This window comes from Phyllobacterium sp. CL33Tsu, assembly GCF_900113985.1.
GTDB lineage: Bacteria > Pseudomonadota > Alphaproteobacteria > Rhizobiales > Rhizobiaceae > Phyllobacterium > Phyllobacterium pellucidum.
The window spans coordinates 64,185-81,689 of the sequence record NZ_FORJ01000001.1 but is presented as its reverse complement, the minus strand read 5'-3'; the positions used below and the strand labels follow the sequence as shown (position 1 = coordinate 81,689).

Genomic DNA, 17,505 nt, shown 5'->3' with positions numbered 1-17,505 from the left:
TTCGATGGTGAAACGTAAACGCCGCGAGCGTTTTCGCAAAGCGGTCCCGATTATTGGGCAGCGGGCATTGCGACGGCGCGTTGCCGGCAACTCGAACGGTCAACCTCAGGGCACGCCCGGAAATTCAGATCCTTGGTCAGGCAGATGCGCACTTCGCGAAGATAATCACGGTCGCATGTCACGGCGACGCCCGCTTTCGGCATGCCGGGATTGGCGGATATGAATGCCTGTTCGATAACGAGCGGATTGACTTGCGGGTGCGCGGTCGGCTGGCGATATGCTCCGGGGATCGACACCCGATCCACCGCGCGGCGCATCACGGCGAAATAATCCTGCTGGCTGAGGCCACTGCAGGCGCCGTGCTTGCGCCATTCGTACGTGACGAGCCCGACAGAAGGCATGATGTCCGAAAGCTGCTTCGCTAAGGCGTAAGGCACATCACGTGGCCAGGTAGTGTCGCAATCCTCGGGATAGCCTTGCTCATATTGCGGCCACAGTCCGTGCACCACGAAGCCGTAGGGGCGGCCGGAACTGCATTGCTGCCGGTTGGCCTTCGCGCCCTCCGCCGCGCAGTAGCTCGGCGACCAGGAGAGGGCAAGGACATAGAAATCGAACCCCGAACCTATGGCGACTGGCTTTGCGTCCTTTGGAGTGGATCGTTGCGCTTCCTCCGAGATTTCGGGGACCGGCGCCGCCTCGGTGATTTGCGGCGCATTCTGTTCACGCAAATAGGTGAGAACTGAAATCGCGAGCAGTGCCGCAAACAGTGCGTAGCCGGCCCATTTGCCGATCGGCATCACCTAACGGGGTTTCGGCGGCTCAGTACAGCGTGCGGCACTGGCCGTCATAGACGTGCCAGCGATCGAACCCGGCCACGCAGAACTCGACATTGTTGCCGATGCCGACAAAGCCCATGCCGTCCTCGACCACGTACCAGACCGGGCGCTGGACGCCGTCGCTCAGATGCGCGGTCGCCTTGCAATAGTGGCGCTCGACGGCGGCAAGTTCGGGCTCGCGACTCGGCTCAAAGCGCGTCATGCGAACATCGCTGAAATTCTGTATGCCGACCTGCGGCAGGTTGGGCACGTGCCGCACCTGATAGGCAAACCGGTTCACGATGCGGTTGAGCACACTTGCCTGGCCGCAGGTATCGTCGTAGCCGCCCTGAACGTAGTCCGCTGCCCTAACCGGGATCCCTGAGGACAATACGACGCTGACCGCAAAGCCAACCGCAAGGAGGGGTGATAGGCGTGCCATGTATGTACTCTCCACTAATCTTTGCCGCAATTTCGACCAGCAGTTGCCTCCGGTCAAGCGTCAACTTGTTCCCCGCGTACCCAATCGACTGTAAAGCCTGCATTTTTTTCCTCAGTGAGGATTTTTGACAACGCCGGAAAGAGAATGCGCAGTTCCGCTTCCAGCGTGAAAGGCGGGTTGACGATGATCATGCCGGTGCCGTCGAGCCGCGGCTCGGCTGACGGCGCGCGAATCATAAGCTCCGTGCGCAGGATCTTGGGAATGCCGGTATCGCGCAGCGCTTCCGCGAAACGCCTGACTTCCTGGCGGTCCTTGACCGGGTACCACAGCGCAAAGGTTCCCCCGGAAAAGCGCTTGTATGCTTTCGTAAGGCTGTCGACCAGCCGGTCGAACTCGCCCGCAACCTCGAATGGCGGATCGACGAGGACGAGGCCGCGCTTTTCCTTCGGAGGCAGATGCGCGCCCATGGCGAGCCAGCCGTCGAGCTCGGTTACGCGCACCTGCACGTCGCCGGCAAAGAGTTCGCCGAGCTGCTCTGCATCCACTGGATGAAGTTCGAGGGCGGAAAGCCGGTCCTGACGCCGCAGCAAGTGGCGCACGATGAGCGGTGAGCCGGGATAGTGCCGCATCGCTCCATCGGTATTTTCGGACCGGACGATGTCGAGGTAAGGAGACACGAGCGCGGCGACGTCGGGATCGAACTTTGCCTCCAGCAGCCTGCCAATGCCGTTCTGCCATTCATTGGTCTTGCCGGCCTCGACACCCTTAAGGTCGTAGCGGCCGACCCCCGCATGGGTATCGATGACGCGAAACGCCTGTTCCTTCCGCTGCAGGTAAAGCACCAGCCGCGTCAGGATGATGTGCTTGACCACATCCGCGAAGTTGCCGGCGTGATAGGCGTGGCGATAGTTCATGCGCTGCTTGTTTCACGATGTCCCGCCGCTCGCAAGTATCCGGTGTGACCGCTGCCTTATTTTGATGCTGCGCGTGGACTGGGGCAGGGCCCGCACCCACAATCATTGCCGTATTCACCCACCACCATCCACCCACCACTACCGTCATCCACGGGCTCGTCCCGAGGACTCGGAAAAAGGCCGAATGCAAACCTTCAATTTCCCTGAACCTGTGCTTTCAAGCAACCAATTTGCCAAATGTCATAAATCTGTCCTATAGGGCCGCAGGGCACACTCGTATCGCTGGCGTGCTACGGGTTAGCAACATGTCCGGGACTGTCATTGTCATTGTGCTCTTTGCCGCGTTCATGCACGCGAGCTGGAATGCCGTCGTCAAATCCGAAGGCGACAAATTTCTCAACACGGTCGTCGTTGTCACGTCGGCAGGCCTCATCGCGGCAGTATGCCTGCCATTCCTGCCGCCGCCGGCGCGGGAGAGCTGGCCGTTTCTCGCCGCATCGGGCGTCGCGCAGGTGATCTACCTCATCCTCGTCGCGGCTGCCTATCGCAGCGGCGATATGAGCCAGGCCTATCCGATCATGCGCGGCACGGCGCCGCTGATCGTAGCGATTGCCAGCGGTCCGTTGATTGGCGAGGTGCTTTCGGTGCAGAAATGGGCAGGCATCGCGCTGATTTGCGGCGGCGTCCTCGCACTGGCGCTGGAGGCGAGGCGGCGGGCTTCCGCCAATCGCGCCGCGACGATGTTTGCGCTCGTGAATGCCTTCGTCATCGCCACCTATACGCTCATCGACGGCATCGGCGTGCGCCATTCCGGCGCGCCCGCCTCCTATACGATGTGGGTTTTCGTCCTCAATGCTGTACCGCTCTTCTTGTGGACCGTGGTGATGCGTCGCGGCGAACTCTGGCCGCATTTCACCAGGCGCATACGCCTTGCCACCATCGGCGGCGTCGGAACGCTTGGCTCCTACGGCCTCGCGCTCTGGGCGATGACGATGGCGCCGGTGGCGACGGTCGCGGCATTGCGCGAGACCTCCATTCTTTTCGCCGTTGCAATTTCCGCGCTGGTTCTCCACGAGCGCGTTGGACCGAAACGTATTGCCGCCGTGGCGTTGATCGCGGCGGGCGCGGCAGTCATGCGGCTCGCCTGACCACCTATTCGGGCCGCATATCGAAGTAGGGCCTTGCTTCCTCCACGGCGCGCGCGAAAGACGGCCGCTGCATCAGCCTGTCGAGATAGGCCGACACACCGGGATATTCGGCGCCGAAAGGCACGGACAGGTTGGCATAGAACAGCGCCGGGGAGGCCGCGCAATCGGCCATTGTATAACGCTCGCCCGTCGCCCAGGTCTTGCCGCCGAGTTCCTTTTCAAGCACGCCGTAGGCCGTATTGAGCTTCACTTTTGCCTCCTCGACGCCGAAACTGTCATTCTGGCCCTCGGGGCGAAGCTTGTCGGTCACGGTCTTTTGCATCGGTACCTGCACGTGCAGATCGAAGAACCGGTCAAGTCTGCGCGCCTCGAAAGCTTCCTCGCGATCCTCCGGCAATAGTTGCCCTTTGCCGGGATAATGCTGGTCGAGATATTCGATAATCAGGCTCGACTCCGGGATTATCCTGCCGCGTGCCGTATCGCGCAGCACTGGAAATTGGCGGATCGGCCAAATCTCGGTGAAGCGTGCGTTTTCCGCCGCATCCATGAAATTGACGACGTGCTTTTCGAAGGCGATGTCCTTCTCGTAGAGTGCCGTCAGAACCTTCTGGCAGAAGGATGACAAGGGGTGAAAATACAGCGTCAGCGACATTTCTTCCTCCGCTTTGATGATTACTAAAGTAATTGCTTAACTAACAACGATGATGGGACGCGGTCAAGCTTGTCACCAAGACAAAAAGCGGCATTTGTGCGGATGTGATTTTGCGCTATGGATCGAACATGAACAAAGCTGTCCTTCTTCGTACCGGCCATTCCGCATGCCCCCACGACTGCCCGTCGACCTGCGCGCTCGATGTGGAGGTTCTCGACACGGGCCATATCGGGCGGGTGCGCGGCGCCAAGGAAAATAGCTATACGGCCGGCGTCATCTGCGCCAAGGTCGCCCGCTATGCCGAGCGCATCCACCATCCGGAGCGGCTTTTGAAGCCGATAATCCGTGCTGGCGCCAAAGGCGAGGGGCTGTGGAAGGAGGCGAGCTGGGATGCTGCGCTCGACCTCGTCGCCGAACGGTTCCTCAAGGCTGAGGCAAAGTACGGCTCGGAAACCGTGTGGCCCTACTACTACGCCGGCACGATGGGGCTTGTGCAGCGCGACTCGATCCATCGCCTGCGCCACGCCAAGAAATATACCAACCAGTTCGACAGTATCTGCACCAATCTCGCCTGGAGCGGCTTTTATGCCGGCACCGGCAAGCTTGGCGGCGTCGATCCGCGCGAGATGGCAAAGTCGGATTGTGTCGTCATATGGGGCACGAATGCCGCAGCGACACAGGTCAATGTCATGACCCATGCCGTGCGCGCCCGCAAGGATCGCGGTGCAAAGATCGTCGCCATCGACATCTATGAGACCGCGACGGTGCGGCAGGCCGATCTAGGCCTCGTGCTCAAGCCCGGCACCGACGGAGCCTTCGCCTGCGCCGTCATGCACGTGCTCTTTCGCGATGGCCTCGCCGATTGGGACTATCTCAATACCTATACGGACGATCCGAAAGGACTTGAACAGCATCTCAAGGATAAGACGCCGCAATGGGCCGCGGCGATCACCGGCCTTTCAGTTGCAGAAATCGAAGAATTCGCCCGTCTTGTCGGCACGACCAAGAGGACGTTCTTCCGCCTTGGCTATGGATTTGCCCGCCAGCGCAACGGCGCAGTCAATATGCATGCGGCGCTGTCGATCCCTGCCGTCACCGGCGCCTGGAAATTTGAAGGCGGCGGCGGCTTCCATTCCAATTCCGGCATTTTCCGTATGGACAAGCGCGAGATCGAGGGGCGGGCCTTTGCCGATCCCTCGATCCGCCACATCGACCAGTCCCGCATTGGCCCCGCATTGACTGGCGACGCATCGGCGCTCTATGGCGGACCTCCCGTCACCGCGATGCTGGTGCAGAATACGAACCCCGCCAATGTCGCGCCCGAGCAGCGGCTGGTGAAACAGGGCATGCTGCGCGATGACCTCTTCATGGCCGTGCATGAGCAGTTCATGACAGATACGGCAAAGCTCGCCGATGTCGTGCTGCCAGCGACGATGTTCATGGAACATGACGACATTTATCGTGGCGGCGGCCAGCAGCACATCGTGCTTGGGCCAAAACTGATCGACGGACCCGGCGAGACACGCCCCAATCTTTTCGTCATCAACGAACTGGCCACGCGGCTCGGCGTCGCACACCTGCCGGGCTTTGATCTCGATGCAAAGACCCTAATCGACAATATGATGGCGGCGAGCAGTCTGCCGAGCTTTGACGCACTCAAGGCCATGCGCTGGCTCGACATCCAGCCCGACTTCGAGACCGCGCATTACGAAAAGGGCTTTGCCTGGCCGGACGGCAAGTTTCGCTTCAGGCCGGATTGGGTGAATGGACCGTCGCCCAACCGTCCGCCGCAATCTATGGGGCTGCAGGGGCCTTACAGCACGCTGCCGACATTTCCGGACTATTGGGAAGCGATCGAGGTGGCCGATGAAAAGCACCCGTTCCGGCTGGCGACATCGCCCGCGCATAACTTCCTCAATTCGACTTTTTCTGAAACGCCGACCTCGACCGCCAAGGAACAGCGTCCCGAACTTCTGATTCATCCGGAAGACGCTGCGGCGCTCGGCATTATCGATGGCGCGCGCGTCGAGATCGGCAATGAACGCGGCGAAGTCATTCTACACGCTCGCGTCGAAGCGCGGACGAAGCGCGGCGTCGTTATCTCGGAAGGCATCTTTGCCAATTCCGCCTTCGAACGCGGTGAGGGCATCAATGTGCTGACCGGCGCCGATTCACCGGCTCCCAATGGCGGCGCGGCTTTTCACGACAACAAGATTTGGGTGCGGCTGGCCTGAACCGGCCGCGCGCTTGTGAAAAAGCGAAGCCTAGTCGCTGAAAACGGTGCGCCCTTCGTGCATCGTAGCCTTGCCGCTGGCAACCAGCGCAAGCGCGCGCGCATAGGTTTCGTGCTCGACGGATAGAACGCGCTCCGCCAAGGTCGCCGGCGTGTCGCCGGACTTTACGGCAACTGCGGTCTGGGCAATGGCCGGACCCTCGTCCATGCCTTCGGTGACGAAATGCACGGTGCACCCATGCACACGCATGCCGGATGCGAGCACCTGTTCGTGGGTGTGAAGCCCCCTGAACAGCGGCAGCAGGGAAGGGTGGATGTTGAGCATCCGGCCTTCCCATTGCCTGACGAATTCCGGCGAGATCAGCCGCATATAGCCGGCAAGACAGACAATATCGGCGTTTGCCGCATGGAGCGCGGCGGAGACCGCGGCCTCGTGCTCAGCCTTGGAGGTAAAGTCGCGATGTGGGATGGCGATCGCTTCGATCCCTTCGGCGCGCGCCGCCGCGAGCCCGGCGGCATCGGCCTTGTTGGCAATGACGACAACGACTTCCGCCGGATAGTTGGGCACCTTTGCTGCTTCGATAAGCGCGCTCATGTTGGAGCCGCGCCCGGAAATCAGGATCGCCACCCGCTTCTTCTGCATTCCGGCGCTCACAGCGCCAGCTTACCCTGGTAGACGACGCCCCGATCGGCGCCGGCCACCATGGCCCCGAGGCGCACCGCATCTTCGCCCTGTGATTTCAATGCGGCGATTACCACGTCGACATTCTCAGGCGCTACGACTGCGATCATGCCGATCCCGCAATTGAAGGTGCGCAGCATTTCATCGCGCTCGACGCCGCCGGTGCTGGCGAGCCAGGAGAATACGGACGGAACCTTGATCGCGGAAAGATCGATGCTGGCGGTCAAGTGCTTCGGCAGCACGCGGGGAATATTGTCCGGAAAGCCGCCGCCGGTAATATGGGCGAGCGCCTTGATCGCCTTTGTTTCGCGAATGGCTGCAAGGAGCGGCTTTACGTAAATTCGCGTCGGCGTCAGCAATGCTTCGCCAAGCGGCGTACCGGATTTGAACGGTGCATTGTCATCCCAGTCGAGCCCGGAAAGTTCGACTATGCGGCGCACCAGCGAAAAGCCGTTGGAATGAACGCCCGAAGAGGCAAGTCCGAGAATGACATCGCCTTCGACGATGTCGCCGGACGGCAGCAGTTCGTTGCGCTCGGCCGCGCCGACGGCAAATCCAGCGAGGTCATAGTCGCCGTCGCGATACATGCCCGGCATTTCCGCCGTTTCACCGCCGATAAGTGCGCAGCCGGCCTGCAGGCAACCTTCGGCGATGCCGCTTACGATCGCGGCGCCCTGATCGGGGTCGAGCCTGCCGGTGGCGAAGTAGTCAAGAAAGAACAGCGGCTCCGCGCCCTGCACGACGAGATCGTTCACGCACATGGCAACGAGATCGATGCCGACCGTGTCGTGGACACCGGCATCGATGGCAATCTTCAATTTGGTGCCGACGCCGTCATTGGCCGCCACCAGGACCGGATCGGTGAAACCTGCCGCCTTGAGGTCAAAAAGGCCGCCGAAGCCGCCGATTTCACCGTCGGCGCCGGGCCGCCGCGTCGAGCGCACGATCGGCTTGATCTTTTCGACGAGCAGATTGCCGGCATCGATGTCGACGCCTGCCTGCGCATAGGTGAGGCCATTCTTGCCGGCTTGGTTCTTGTCACTCATCGTCAGCTCCGGATTTTGATGGCGAAATGGCACGACTCACGCGTGGCTGCAAGAACTTATGCCGGCAGCGGCGGAGAAAACGCCACTTATTGACACTTTGCCCTGCGCGAGTACTTGAGCGTCAGCGTTCATCGCGCCATGTAGAGCAGAGATGCATGCCTTGAGGAAGACGCGTGACCATTCCCAACTACATCACCATCTTCCGTTTTATTCTGGTTCCGTTCATCGTCATGGCGCTGTTGTCCGGCTACGTCGGAGCAGCTCTTGCTGGATTTATCGTTGCCGGTGTTTCGGACGGTGTCGACGGGTTCATCGCGCGCCGCTACAACCAGAAATCCGACCTTGGCGCCTATCTCGATCCGATTGCCGACAAGGTATTGCTCGTGTCGCTGTATGTGGTCCTTGGTTTCCTCAAGGAGTTGCCGGTCTGGCTCGTCGTCATTGTCGTTTCACGAGATATCTTCATCATTGGAGCTGTGGTGCTCGGCACTGTCATTGACAGGCCGGTCGCAATGCATCCATTACTGGTCTCAAAGGCGAATACCGTATTTCAAATCATACTCGTCGCGGTGACGCTTGCCGATATTACATTTGATTATTCATTTACCGGCATCCGCGCCGTGCTCACCTGGGGCGTTGCCCTCTTGACCGTAGCTTCCGCGACTGCCTATCTCGTCGCCTGGACAAAACACATGGCTGGATATGACAAAGACTGAAAGCAAGGGCGTAGTCACGACCAAGACACAGGCGATCCCGGTCGAAATTCCCGATCGTGACATCCATGTGGAAGTTGAGGTCAACACGCTTGCCAGCAGCGTGCGCCGTCAGGCGGTGTTCTGGACAGCCGCTCTCCTTTTCCTCGGCCTTTTCCTCTATATGTTCTCCTCCATCCTGCTGCCATTTGTGGCAGGCATGGTGCTGGCCTATTTCCTTGATCCCGTGGCAGACCGGCTGCAGCGGCTCGGCCTGTCGCGACTGCTTGCGACGGTGGTCATCCTTGTCCTGTTCATCGTGACATTCGCGCTGCTCCTCATCATCCTCGTGCCCGTTCTCGCTTCGCAGATGAGCGATTTCATCGCGCGCCTGCCAAGTTACGTGGCGCGCCTGCAGGAGTTGATCGCCAACCGCGATTCGCAATGGCTGAAGAATTTCATCGGCGTAGACGCTTCGGTGATCCGCAACAGCCTCGATTCGCTGCTGCAGCAGGGCGCGGGTTTCCTGACCACGCTGCTGCAATCGATCTGGAGTTCGGGCAAGACGCTGATCGATGTCTTTGCGCTCTTCGTCGTCACGCCCGTCGTGGCATTCTACATGCTGCTTGATTGGGACCGGATGGTTTCGAAGATCGACAACCTGGTACCGCGCCAGCACGTCTATACGATACGTGCCATTGCCCGCGACATGAATAAGGCGATCGCCGGGTTCGTCCGCGGCCAGGGCACCGTCTGCCTCCTGCTCGGCGTCATCTATGCCGTCGGTCTTACCATTGTCGGGTTGAACTTCGGCCTTCTTATTGGCCTCTTTGCCGGCCTGATCAGTTTTATTCCCTATGTCGGATCGCTGGTCGGCCTTGTTGTTGCGCTCGGCGTGGCCATGGTGCAGTTTTGGCCCGAATGGGGCCATATTCTCGGTGTCGCCATCGCCTTTGGCGTCGGCCAGTTCATCGAAGGCAATATTCTTCAGCCGAAACTCGTCGGTTCGTCCGTCGGCCTGCATCCGGTATGGCTCATGTTCGCGCTGTTCGCATTCGGAACGCTCCTCGGCTTCACCGGCATGCTGATCGCCGTACCTACCGCCGCTGCCATCGGCGTTCTCGTGCGGTTCATGATCGGACGCTATCAACAATCCCCGCTCTACACAGGCGACTACGCCAAATCCGATGAGCCCAAACAATTGAGGTGACAGGGCAGGAGAGCTGGCTGTATTTCATCGCCATGACCAGCACGACTTCGCCCCGCCAACTCCCGCTCGATCTCGGCCATGAGCCGGGATATTCCCGCGACGACCTTATCGTGTCCTCATCCAACATGGCGGCCGTGGATATCGTCGATCGCTGGCCGGAATGGATTGCGCCCGTCGTGGTGCTCGCAGGGCCGACCGGTTCGGGCAAGACGCACCTTGCTGCAATCTGGAAGGCCGAGGCCAATGCCCTCGTCGTCGATCCGCGACGGATCGGCGCCGCTGCGGGTGAGGCGGGTCCATTCCTCATCGACGATATTGGCGACGCCCCAATCGACGAAGCCGGTCTCTTCCACCTCATCAATAACGTCCGGCAGAGCGGTTCGAGCCTGTTGATGACATCGCGCAAATGGCCGGCCAACTGGCCGGTGACGCTGCCGGACCTTGCCTCGCGCCTGAAGGCGGCGACGACGATGGAAATCGGCGAGCCCGACGACATGCTGTTGTCCGGCGTCCTCTACAAGCTTTTCGCCGACAGGCAGATTGCCGTCGAACCCAGCGTAATCGGCTTTCTTGTAAGCCATATCGAGCGATCGCTCTCGACGGCAAATCGGATCGTTGAGCGGCTGGACAGGGCAGCTCTTGAGCGCAAATCGAAGATAACCCGCGCGCTCGCCGCCAGCCTGGTGACGGCTATCGACGAAGGGCAGGCCGCTTTCGATCTTTAGTTTAGAAGGGGTCCTACCGAGCCCGAAGACGATCGACAAGCGCATTATCTATTGCCACGACGCTCAAGCGCAGTCGCGGGGCGGTATCAAAATAAATGCGAGATACCAGCCAGCGATCGCAATGTGGGCGATAGCGACTGGCCAGAGGCCGATGCCGAATAGTCCATGGCGGAACGCCACCAGCACCAGAACTGCGGAGACACCGAAATTATAGACAAGCATGGCCGCGACCAGCCCGCGCGTGGCATCGCTCGACACGTCGGCGCTTGCCCGCCAGCAAGCAATGCCAAGGGCAAGCAGCGCAACACCGGCTACACGCGCGACCGTGGCAGCGGTCGCATCGAGGCCCGTGCCGAGGAGCAGTTCGACAAGCATTGCAGGCGCAAGCAGAAGCGCCACTCCGGTCGCGCCCTCGGCCGCAGCCATCACGGAGAGAAGCGGCTTCGGATCTGCGAGCCCCGGCATTATCGGTTGCCCCTTTCTCTACTGCCCGAGCCTGAAGGTCACTCTGTCGATCGTTCCCGTAAACTTGAACGGGGAATCGTAGCGGTATTCGACGAGCGAAACTCCGGTGCGGGTATCGAGGCCAACATCAAAACTCTCATCCTCGGGGAAGGTAACCGGAATGGTGTGATCCATGGTGTTGCTGGCAACTTCCTTGCCATCTACTGAAAGGACGCCGGTCCCGCCCGTGCCGAGACCTTTACCGTCCGATTTGAAATCAAAGACAATTGTGTGCTTGCCGGGTTCCAGTTCCGGGCCTTCCCACATGGTCCGCTTGAGGTCGAGAAGGTTGTAGAGAAACACGATCTTGCCGCGACCGACGCCGAATTCGCCTTTGCTCAGGAACAGCCCGTAGCCGCCGAACCTTCCGCCCTCGGTGACGATCATACCTTCGGCACCGCCTGCGGGTATCTCCACGTCAGCACTGATGGTGTAGGACTTGTTGAGCGTACCTGGCGCGGCACTCGCCGGAACCCCGCTTAGTTCGCCAGAGTAAGTAAATTCCGTCCGGCCGGCCGTGAGACTTGGCCGCGGCGTGTTCCATCGCGAAAGCGTCGAATTGTCGAGCGGCAGGACGTCATACTTCGTTGCCTCCGCATAGAACAGGTCCTGAAGTTGCTTGAGCTTGTCCGGCATGGCTGCCGCAAGATCGTTGAACTGGGTCGGATCCTCGTCGACATTGTAAAGCTCCCATTTATAACCGGATATCACATCGGGCGGCGTTGCGGTGCTGAGCTCCCATGGCCGGGTTGCAGGCGTTGTCGCCGCGACCCAGCCATTGTCGTAGATGGCGCGATTGCCGAGCATTTCAAAATACTGCGTCGTGTGCCGGGTCGGCGCGGTGGCGTTTGCCTTGTCCCACGTATACAGCATGCTCGTCCCCTCTATGGGGCGCTGCTCGATCCCGTTGACCGTTTCGGGCGCTGAGATGCCGGTTGCTTCGAGCAAGGTCGGCACGATATCGATGACATGATGGAACTGGCGTCGGATACCGCCGACGTCCCCAATGTGGCCGGGCCAGGACATGGCGACGCCTTGTGAAGTGCCGCCGAAATGCGATGGCACCTGTTTGACCCATTTGAATGGCGTATCCATCGCCCATGCCCAGGCTGCCGCATAATGCGGGAACGTTCGCTCGGATCCCCAGAACGGATACCAGAGATACTGGTCCTTTACGGGCACGTCGACGCCGTTGAAGGTGGTGAACTCGTTCGGCGTGCCGTTGAGCATGCCCTCGGCACTCGCGCCGTCATCACCGCCGATATAAATGATCAGCGTGTTGTCCAGTTCGCCGAGGTCTTCGACGGCCTGAATAACCCGGCCAATCTCGTTGTCGGCGTAGGCAAGGTATGCCCCATAGACATCCGCTTGCCTGATGAAGAGCTTCTTCTCCTCCAAACCGAGCGAATCCCATTCGGGCAGTTCCTTCGGCCAGGGCGTCAGCCGGGCGTTGTCGGGCATGATACCGAGGCGCTTCTGGTTGGCGAAAATGGTCTCGCGAAGCTTGTTCCAGCCCTCGTCGAACAGGTGCATGGCGCTGATCTTCTTGATCCATTCCGGCGTCGGGTGGTGCGGGGCATGCGTGGCGCCGGGCACGTAATAGACAAAGAACGGCTTTTCGGGCGCGATTTCCTTCAACTGCTTCATATACAAGATCGAGCGGCAGCGCAAGGCCGATCAGATTGTTATCGACGCCTTTCAGGTGCAACTGAAATGCGCTCGTGCCGCCGAGGCGGAGAAGGTCGAACAGCATGAAACAAAGATTGCGGATTATGAGGCGAAACTTAGGGCCGCTGGCCGTTCCTGTCTTGTTGACCATGCTGATCGCGACTGGTTGCTCAAGCCTTGACAAGCAGTTGCACGATGCAGCGACGGTGCAAGGTGAAGCGCAAGCCGATCGCAACCTCCCGACTTGGCCGGACGATTGCCGCAAGATCGAACCTCATGCGCCGGTTGTTGTCGGCGCAAAAGCCCTGTCAAGCTGGAAGAGGGAACGACAGGCACTCGACAGGGCAAACGCGCGGGTGGGGCGCTGTGCGGGCTTCTATGACGATTTGGCGGGAAAGCCGCGATGATGGGCGAGCTCAACCTGAACGATATCTATAAGTCTATCGGCATCCTGACCGCAGAGGTTCAGGGCCTGCGCCGCGATATGGAAGCTTCGGAGCGACGAGCCGCGCTTGAAAACCGCGAAGCCGACGAAAAGCGCGCCATTGTCCATCGCCGGATCGATGAGATAGTTAGCGAGGTCGGGGACATCAAAACCGATATCGCCACGATCACCGAGCAGGTAAAGGACAGCAAGGTTGTCACCGACGAGGTTCGCAAATGGAAACTGATGGGCCTTGGCGCGCTCGGCGTCGTCGGCATCGCCGGAACCGCACTTGGCGTCAGTATTGCCAACTCATTCGAGTGGTTTTCACGCCTGTTCCATAAATAGCAATAGCCCGGGTTCGATACTGCCGGGGGCCTTGTTCCCTGGGCTGCGGCTAATTATTGCCTGTTGAACCATTTCTGACTATCTTCTGCTTTCTTGCCTACCGCTCTTGTTGCGTGGCGCCTTAGTGATTTTGAAGCAATAGTTTTTGCTTGTGCCTAAGGCAGCGCGTTGCGAGAAACACTAGTACGCCGATATGATCCGTTGTTTGATCCTCAAGGCGACCGTCTTGAGGAGACCGACCGTTGAAGTTTCGAGTACGAGCGGACCGGGATGAGGAGTAGATTCCTGAACGTTGTCCCATTCAACCCACGGTGTGTTCTTACCCACCTTCTCGTGAAAGTTATGGGCGGACATTCCTCGCTTTACTAGCTCTTCACTCGGTATTTCCAATAATAGTTCAATGCCGAGCTGATTGAACATAGTCTCATACATGCCGTGGTATTCTAGGAGATACCTCGCCTTCTCAAATTGCAACGCATGCGGTTGCTCTTCACGTACTGAACCAATATCGGTGAAACCGAAAGCAGCGTAAAAAATAGGCAATTAAAGATAATGGTCGGAGGGTCCAAATCGGCGCATTTGTTCGGGGGAGAATGAGTATGAATTCGTCACTTATAAATCGGGAATGTTTTCTGACGGCAGACGTATGGACGTATTTTAGATGTATAACTTCGTCCACCGCCTTCATTCTGGATGCGAATGAACTGCGCTGCGAGTGGAGCATATGGTAAAGAGAAGAACGGTAGTAGCTAAGGTGAGTGCTGTTGCCGGGTTGATGCCATTTCTCCTTAGCGCGCTCAATATTGTATTTATACTAATTCTTTCATATTTTATCGATTTCACACCGGTTTTGAACTCCTGGTACGCAAATGTATGGCCCTTAAATTATAGATATATAGAGGCCTTGCGAGGTTATTCTTTTACAGACAACAATATCGCCTATGCGGTGTTGGTTTTATCTAATACGGCAGCGATTGCGTATCTATACAGTATCATCATACTTGTGGCGTACATGATATCTATATTGTCTAATATGGTTTCTCTCAAATATTACAGAGATATTCTAGACGTACGTCAGGCTTGGTCTCTCATGTTATTTGCTATGATGTGCGCGGCATTCTTTCTGGTGTCAAATTTTGAGGACACCTTAAGCCTATATCGTTTATCTATACATCGGCCGTTGACTATTTCTATTATAATTATGGCGGTGGGAATTTTATGTTTGGTCAGTTCGGTTGCTGTTATTGCAGTCGTTCTGGCTAATCAGTTACTAACCACTATAACCCATGCTTGGGGAAAGCTCCGCAAGTAATTTTTCATCGACGCGCTTTCGGTGTGGGTTTTACTGTTGCCCATCACATGTCATGCCACTGGCTCGACCGGTAAAAGCAAAAGGTCTTAGATAGCATGACTGATTCACCAAAGACCTACGACGAAACCAGTCACTCGGGCGGTGGCGATCGGGTGAGTTCTACCGCGCGGATTTAGCGATTGAGACTGCCTCCTTGGCCTGGACTCAGCCCCCAGCAGGAAGAGCAGCGAGTCATCGCAGTGGAGAATATGCGACTCACTCTACTTTCTTCGTTGGCTGTCATCGCAGTCGCTCCGGTATTTTGGTTCCTTTACCGCGGGCCGTTGCAACCATTTCTGTGCATTTTTCGGGACAATCCCTACTTGCTAAAGTTGTGGCCTTCAAATCAGAACTATGTTTTAAATTTTGCGCAAGGTGCTTTTTCCCCCGAGGACCAATGTTTCTTCTTTGCCATGACATCAAGTTTCAGTTTTCTATGGCTGGTTTGGCTAGCTTTGCGTACTTTCCGCGAATTGCGTCGTGTAGACACGTTCTATATTAAACCTTGGTTGAGTGGTTACATGATTGCTACTCCGGTATGTATGCTTGGGTCTTACTTCAACTACTTCGGAGTTAGCGGGCATTTGCTACAACCAGGCCTATCAGAGCCCATCGCAATAGGTACACTGAAGATTTTGTTTTGCATTACAGCATTCTACTACATGCTCGGGGCGCTTTTTGAACAGTTGCTTCTTTATCGTCGTCGAGACAAGACGATTCCTAAATTTAGACCTTAGTCAGCGCTCCGGTGGCCGCATCGCCCTCATCGACTGCGGCACCAGTTCGAGTGTCTATGCGGAAAGCCTGCGCCAGGTAGATTGAGGATAAAACACCGGGTGGCCGCACATTAGCATCTATTGTGAAACAAAACGCTTCTGCTCAAGATCGACACGCTCCGATGGATAGCAAGCCTTCGCCCAGCCATAAGCAATTGCGGCACCATGGAATTTCCCGTGGAACTCGTCGACAGACCACTGGAGCAAACCTCCTTTCCAGAACATACCTGCCAGCTTCTCGCAACCGAAGCGTACACATCGGAATTGGACGGCGTTGGAGGGCGTACAAGTAAAGCCAAATTTCTGCAGCTTATTGGCTAGGAGAGTTCGATTGCCGTTTGCATCACTTGTCAGATTGTCAACCCATTGCTGATATTCGTTGACCCGAAGCGGCGGTTGCTCGTCAGCATTTAGGCTTGTTGCGCTGGCGGGGTAACACCAAGCAGAAATACAAATTACGAGGAGCAACCAATAATCACGATAACTGCTCAAAAGGGGCCTCCTGGTACAAATCATCTCGGAGCGCATCATTCGGTTTCCGGGTCCTGCACTTAAAGCAATGACGGCTGCTCTTCTTCGGCGGCCGGTTTAGGCAGCAGGATCAACTGCTCGTCAGCCAACGGCCGCTGCAATTTCAGGGCCTCCTCGGCTGGAGCATTCATCCATACGTCAATTTCATCAGTACTGGTCAGAATAACCGGCATTGCCTTTGGATGGATCGGCGCAACGATGCTGTTGGGATCAGTGGTTAGGAAGGCGAAAATATCGGCCTGGACCGGGCCTTCCTTCTTCGTGCGGATGCTGTACCAACTCGTCCAAATGCCGGCGAACCAGAAGAGCGGCCTTTCCTCGTTGCGCGCAAACCAGTGAATCGGCTTTTTTTTGGCGACGGGATCGGCGACCTCGCCATATTCCGAAAAGCTGGTCGCCGGAACGACGCAGCGGCTTTCGGGGCCCATCCACCGGCGCCAGTGCGAGGACGTGGGATTGCGGATATTGGTCACACCGCTATCGATCTCGGATTTAAGGTACTGTCGGGGCGTCGGCATGCCCCAGCGGGCGAGGGCAAGCTCGCGTTCACCCTCGCCATTCTTGCGGCCGATTGGTGCGTGATAGTCGGGGAAAATATCGATCTGCGGCGTCAGGCGATTGGTAAGGTCATGGATCGGCAGGAAGAGCTGCCGCATCGCTTCGTGGGTCGTGGTGGCATTGTACAGATTGCACATCAGGCTTACTGGTCCGTGGAGATTGGTGCACGATATCCGATCAGCCACCTGGCGCAAGCGTGGTAAGTCACGCGGCTGATCGCTCGTGCCAAATTCGTTGCCGCGCCGCGCCCCGCATGCCCGGCATACAAGCCTGCGGGAATATCTTGCGGCATCACATCGGCGCCGTAGCGTATGAACAACGCGGATTTTTCGATCTGGCCGATTTTGCCGCACTGAATGCAGGAGCCGAATAAATGATCCCACGCTTCAAGCTCCGAGAGCCGCGTCCTCTCCCTGATCGGCCGAAGATGCCGCTCCTTCATGGTCGCTTCAGCCAAAGCAAATACCACGAAAGACTGATCCGGCGGGTTAGTGACGCTTATGAAGGCCGCGTGCATTATGAGAAACGCACATATTCGACAGGAGCAATTTTTGACGCCCGAGCAATTTAAGGAATGCCTTTCACTCTTGCGCTGGACTCAGATCGACCTTGCTGCGGCATTGGAATGCGACATTTTTCTCACGAACGCTTGGGGCAACGGGCTTGAGCCGATCCCGGCGGATATTTCCGCGTGGCTCGAGAAACTCGCTAAGGCTCACCACAAAGCCGGTATTCCCGATGCATATAGGGGCGCAGTGCTGAAGATGAAGGTGGGAGGTTAGAAAG

At 57.9% G+C, this 17,505-nt stretch carries 18 protein-coding genes and 1 pseudogene; 8 read left to right on the top strand and 11 right to left on the bottom strand.

The features are described from left to right. Positions 1–50: 50 nt before the first annotated feature. The 3 genes from BM074_RS00450 to BM074_RS00440 are packed head-to-tail and all read right to left on the bottom strand — an operon-like array spanning position 51 to position 2,171. A complete protein-coding gene (locus tag BM074_RS00450; RefSeq protein ID WP_091919040.1) occupies positions 51–797 on the bottom strand; it encodes a ribonuclease T2 family protein in 747 nt (248 codons plus the stop codon). A gap of 22 nt (positions 798–819) precedes the next feature. After that, positions 820–1,257, bottom strand: coding sequence for a hypothetical protein (locus BM074_RS00445; protein WP_027229775.1), 438 nt, complete (start codon positions 1,255–1,257; stop codon positions 820–822). Positions 1,258–1,310: 53 nt separating this feature from the next. Beyond that, positions 1,311–2,171: a 23S rRNA (adenine(2030)-N(6))-methyltransferase RlmJ gene (locus tag BM074_RS00440; protein WP_091919038.1), complete on the bottom strand. Its 861-nt coding sequence runs from the start codon at positions 2,169–2,171 to the stop codon at positions 1,311–1,313. 305 nt (positions 2,172–2,476) lie between these two features. On the opposite strand from BM074_RS00440, the gene BM074_RS00435 reads away from it, so the two are divergent. Further along, positions 2,477–3,319 carry an EamA family transporter gene (locus BM074_RS00435; RefSeq protein ID WP_091919035.1) on the top strand — a complete coding sequence of 281 codons (843 nt, stop codon included), beginning with the start codon at positions 2,477–2,479 and terminating at the stop codon, positions 3,317–3,319. Between the two features lie 4 nt (positions 3,320–3,323). On the opposite strand, the gene BM074_RS00430 is transcribed toward BM074_RS00435, so the two are convergent. After that, entirely contained in the window at positions 3,324–3,971 is a 648-nt protein-coding gene (locus BM074_RS00430; protein WP_091919033.1) for a glutathione S-transferase family protein, read from the bottom strand. 128 nt (positions 3,972–4,099) lie between these two features. On the opposite strand from BM074_RS00430, the gene BM074_RS00425 reads away from it, so the two are divergent. Next, positions 4,100–6,205 carry a molybdopterin oxidoreductase family protein gene (locus tag BM074_RS00425; protein WP_091921336.1) on the top strand — a complete coding sequence of 702 codons (2,106 nt, stop codon included), beginning with the start codon at positions 4,100–4,102 and terminating at the stop codon, positions 6,203–6,205. Between the two features lie 30 nt (positions 6,206–6,235). Here BM074_RS00425 and purN read toward each other — a convergent pair whose 3' ends face one another. Both purN and purM read right to left on the bottom strand, forming a co-directional pair. Then, on the bottom strand, positions 6,236–6,847 hold the full coding sequence (purN, locus tag BM074_RS00420) for a phosphoribosylglycinamide formyltransferase (RefSeq protein ID WP_091919031.1): 612 nt from the start codon (positions 6,845–6,847) through the stop codon (positions 6,236–6,238). Between the two features lie 8 nt (positions 6,848–6,855). Further along, a complete protein-coding gene (gene purM / locus BM074_RS00415) occupies positions 6,856–7,932 on the bottom strand; it encodes a phosphoribosylformylglycinamidine cyclo-ligase (protein WP_091919029.1) in 1,077 nt (358 codons plus the stop codon). Positions 7,933–8,105: 173 nt separating this feature from the next. Here purM and BM074_RS00410 point away from each other — a divergent pair, with 173 nt between their 5' ends. From BM074_RS00410 to hdaA, 3 genes are read left to right on the top strand one after another with little or no spacing between them, the layout of a single operon-like run. Then, positions 8,106–8,648, top strand: coding sequence for a CDP-alcohol phosphatidyltransferase family protein (locus BM074_RS00410; RefSeq protein WP_027229768.1), 543 nt, complete (start codon positions 8,106–8,108; stop codon positions 8,646–8,648). Continuing rightward, positions 8,635–9,834, top strand: coding sequence for an AI-2E family transporter (locus BM074_RS00405; protein WP_091919018.1), 1,200 nt, complete (start codon positions 8,635–8,637; stop codon positions 9,832–9,834). The genes BM074_RS00410 and BM074_RS00405 overlap by 14 nt, the downstream gene beginning before the upstream one ends. Positions 9,835–9,866: 32 nt before the next feature. Next, complete coding sequence (hdaA, locus tag BM074_RS00400; protein ID WP_091919016.1) at positions 9,867–10,559, top strand: DnaA regulatory inactivator HdaA; 693 nt, start codon at positions 9,867–9,869, stop codon at positions 10,557–10,559. A 63-nt stretch (positions 10,560–10,622) separates the two neighbouring features. On the opposite strand, the gene BM074_RS00395 is transcribed toward hdaA, so the two are convergent. Together BM074_RS00395 and BM074_RS00390 are read right to left on the bottom strand one after the other, a co-directional pair. After that, on the bottom strand, positions 10,623–11,024 hold the full coding sequence (locus BM074_RS00395; protein WP_091919014.1) for a hypothetical protein: 402 nt from the start codon (positions 11,022–11,024) through the stop codon (positions 10,623–10,625). 18 nt (positions 11,025–11,042) lie between these two features. After that, positions 11,043–12,722 (bottom strand): annotated as a pseudogene (locus BM074_RS00390) (sulfatase-like hydrolase/transferase); the annotation flags it as partial. A 415-nt stretch (positions 12,723–13,137) separates the two neighbouring features. On the opposite strand from BM074_RS00390, the gene BM074_RS00380 reads away from it, so the two are divergent. Both BM074_RS00380 and BM074_RS00365 read left to right on the top strand, forming a co-directional pair. Continuing rightward, positions 13,138–13,503 carry a DUF1515 family protein gene (locus BM074_RS00380; RefSeq protein ID WP_175498844.1) on the top strand — a complete coding sequence of 122 codons (366 nt, stop codon included), beginning with the start codon at positions 13,138–13,140 and terminating at the stop codon, positions 13,501–13,503. Between the two features lie 1,491 nt (positions 13,504–14,994). After that, positions 14,995–15,591 carry a hypothetical protein gene (locus BM074_RS00365; protein ID WP_139217605.1) on the top strand — a complete coding sequence of 199 codons (597 nt, stop codon included), beginning with the start codon at positions 14,995–14,997 and terminating at the stop codon, positions 15,589–15,591. Positions 15,592–15,708: 117 nt separating this feature from the next. On the opposite strand, the gene BM074_RS00360 is transcribed toward BM074_RS00365, so the two are convergent. The 3 genes from BM074_RS00360 to BM074_RS00350 are packed head-to-tail and all read right to left on the bottom strand — an operon-like array spanning position 15,709 to position 17,176. Beyond that, entirely contained in the window at positions 15,709–16,122 is a 414-nt protein-coding gene (locus tag BM074_RS00360; protein ID WP_139217604.1) for a hypothetical protein, read from the bottom strand. A 59-nt stretch (positions 16,123–16,181) separates the two neighbouring features. Continuing rightward, positions 16,182–16,856: an SOS response-associated peptidase gene (locus BM074_RS00355; RefSeq protein WP_091919004.1), complete on the bottom strand. Its 675-nt coding sequence runs from the start codon at positions 16,854–16,856 to the stop codon at positions 16,182–16,184. A 5-nt stretch (positions 16,857–16,861) separates the two neighbouring features. Next, a complete protein-coding gene (locus BM074_RS00350; protein WP_139217603.1) occupies positions 16,862–17,176 on the bottom strand; it encodes a hypothetical protein in 315 nt (104 codons plus the stop codon). Positions 17,177–17,270: 94 nt separating this feature from the next. Here BM074_RS00350 and BM074_RS00345 point away from each other — a divergent pair, with 94 nt between their 5' ends. Then, the gene (locus tag BM074_RS00345) at positions 17,271–17,501 is read left to right on the top strand and encodes a hypothetical protein (protein ID WP_027232348.1); all 231 of its coding nucleotides are present in this window, start codon (positions 17,271–17,273) and stop codon (positions 17,499–17,501) included. Positions 17,502–17,505 lie beyond the last annotated feature (4 nt).

Coding starts and splice junctions, on each gene's coding strand:
- BM074_RS00440 (WP_091919038.1), bottom strand. CDS start 2,171: ATGAACTATCGCCACGCCTATCACGCCGGCAACTTCGCGGATGTGGTC.
- BM074_RS00355 (WP_091919004.1), bottom strand. CDS start 16,856: ATGTGCAATCTGTACAATGCCACCACGACCCACGAAGCGATGCGGCAG.
- hdaA (WP_091919016.1), top strand. CDS start 9,867: ATGACCAGCACGACTTCGCCCCGCCAACTCCCGCTCGATCTCGGCCAT.
- BM074_RS00380 (WP_175498844.1), top strand. CDS start 13,138: ATGGGCGAGCTCAACCTGAACGATATCTATAAGTCTATCGGCATCCTG.
- purM (WP_091919029.1), bottom strand. CDS start 7,932: ATGAGTGACAAGAACCAAGCCGGCAAGAATGGCCTCACCTATGCGCAG.
- BM074_RS00430 (WP_091919033.1), bottom strand. CDS start 3,971: ATGTCGCTGACGCTGTATTTTCACCCCTTGTCATCCTTCTGCCAGAAG.
- BM074_RS00395 (WP_091919014.1), bottom strand. CDS start 11,024: ATGCCGGGGCTCGCAGATCCGAAGCCGCTTCTCTCCGTGATGGCTGCG.
- BM074_RS00425 (WP_091921336.1), top strand. CDS start 4,100: ATGAACAAAGCTGTCCTTCTTCGTACCGGCCATTCCGCATGCCCCCAC.
- BM074_RS00445 (WP_027229775.1), bottom strand. CDS start 1,257: ATGGCACGCCTATCACCCCTCCTTGCGGTTGGCTTTGCGGTCAGCGTC.
- purN (WP_091919031.1), bottom strand. CDS start 6,847: ATGCAGAAGAAGCGGGTGGCGATCCTGATTTCCGGGCGCGGCTCCAAC.
- BM074_RS00435 (WP_091919035.1), top strand. CDS start 2,477: ATGTCCGGGACTGTCATTGTCATTGTGCTCTTTGCCGCGTTCATGCAC.
- BM074_RS00450 (WP_091919040.1), bottom strand. CDS start 797: ATGCCGATCGGCAAATGGGCCGGCTACGCACTGTTTGCGGCACTGCTC.
- BM074_RS00405 (WP_091919018.1), top strand. CDS start 8,635: ATGACAAAGACTGAAAGCAAGGGCGTAGTCACGACCAAGACACAGGCG.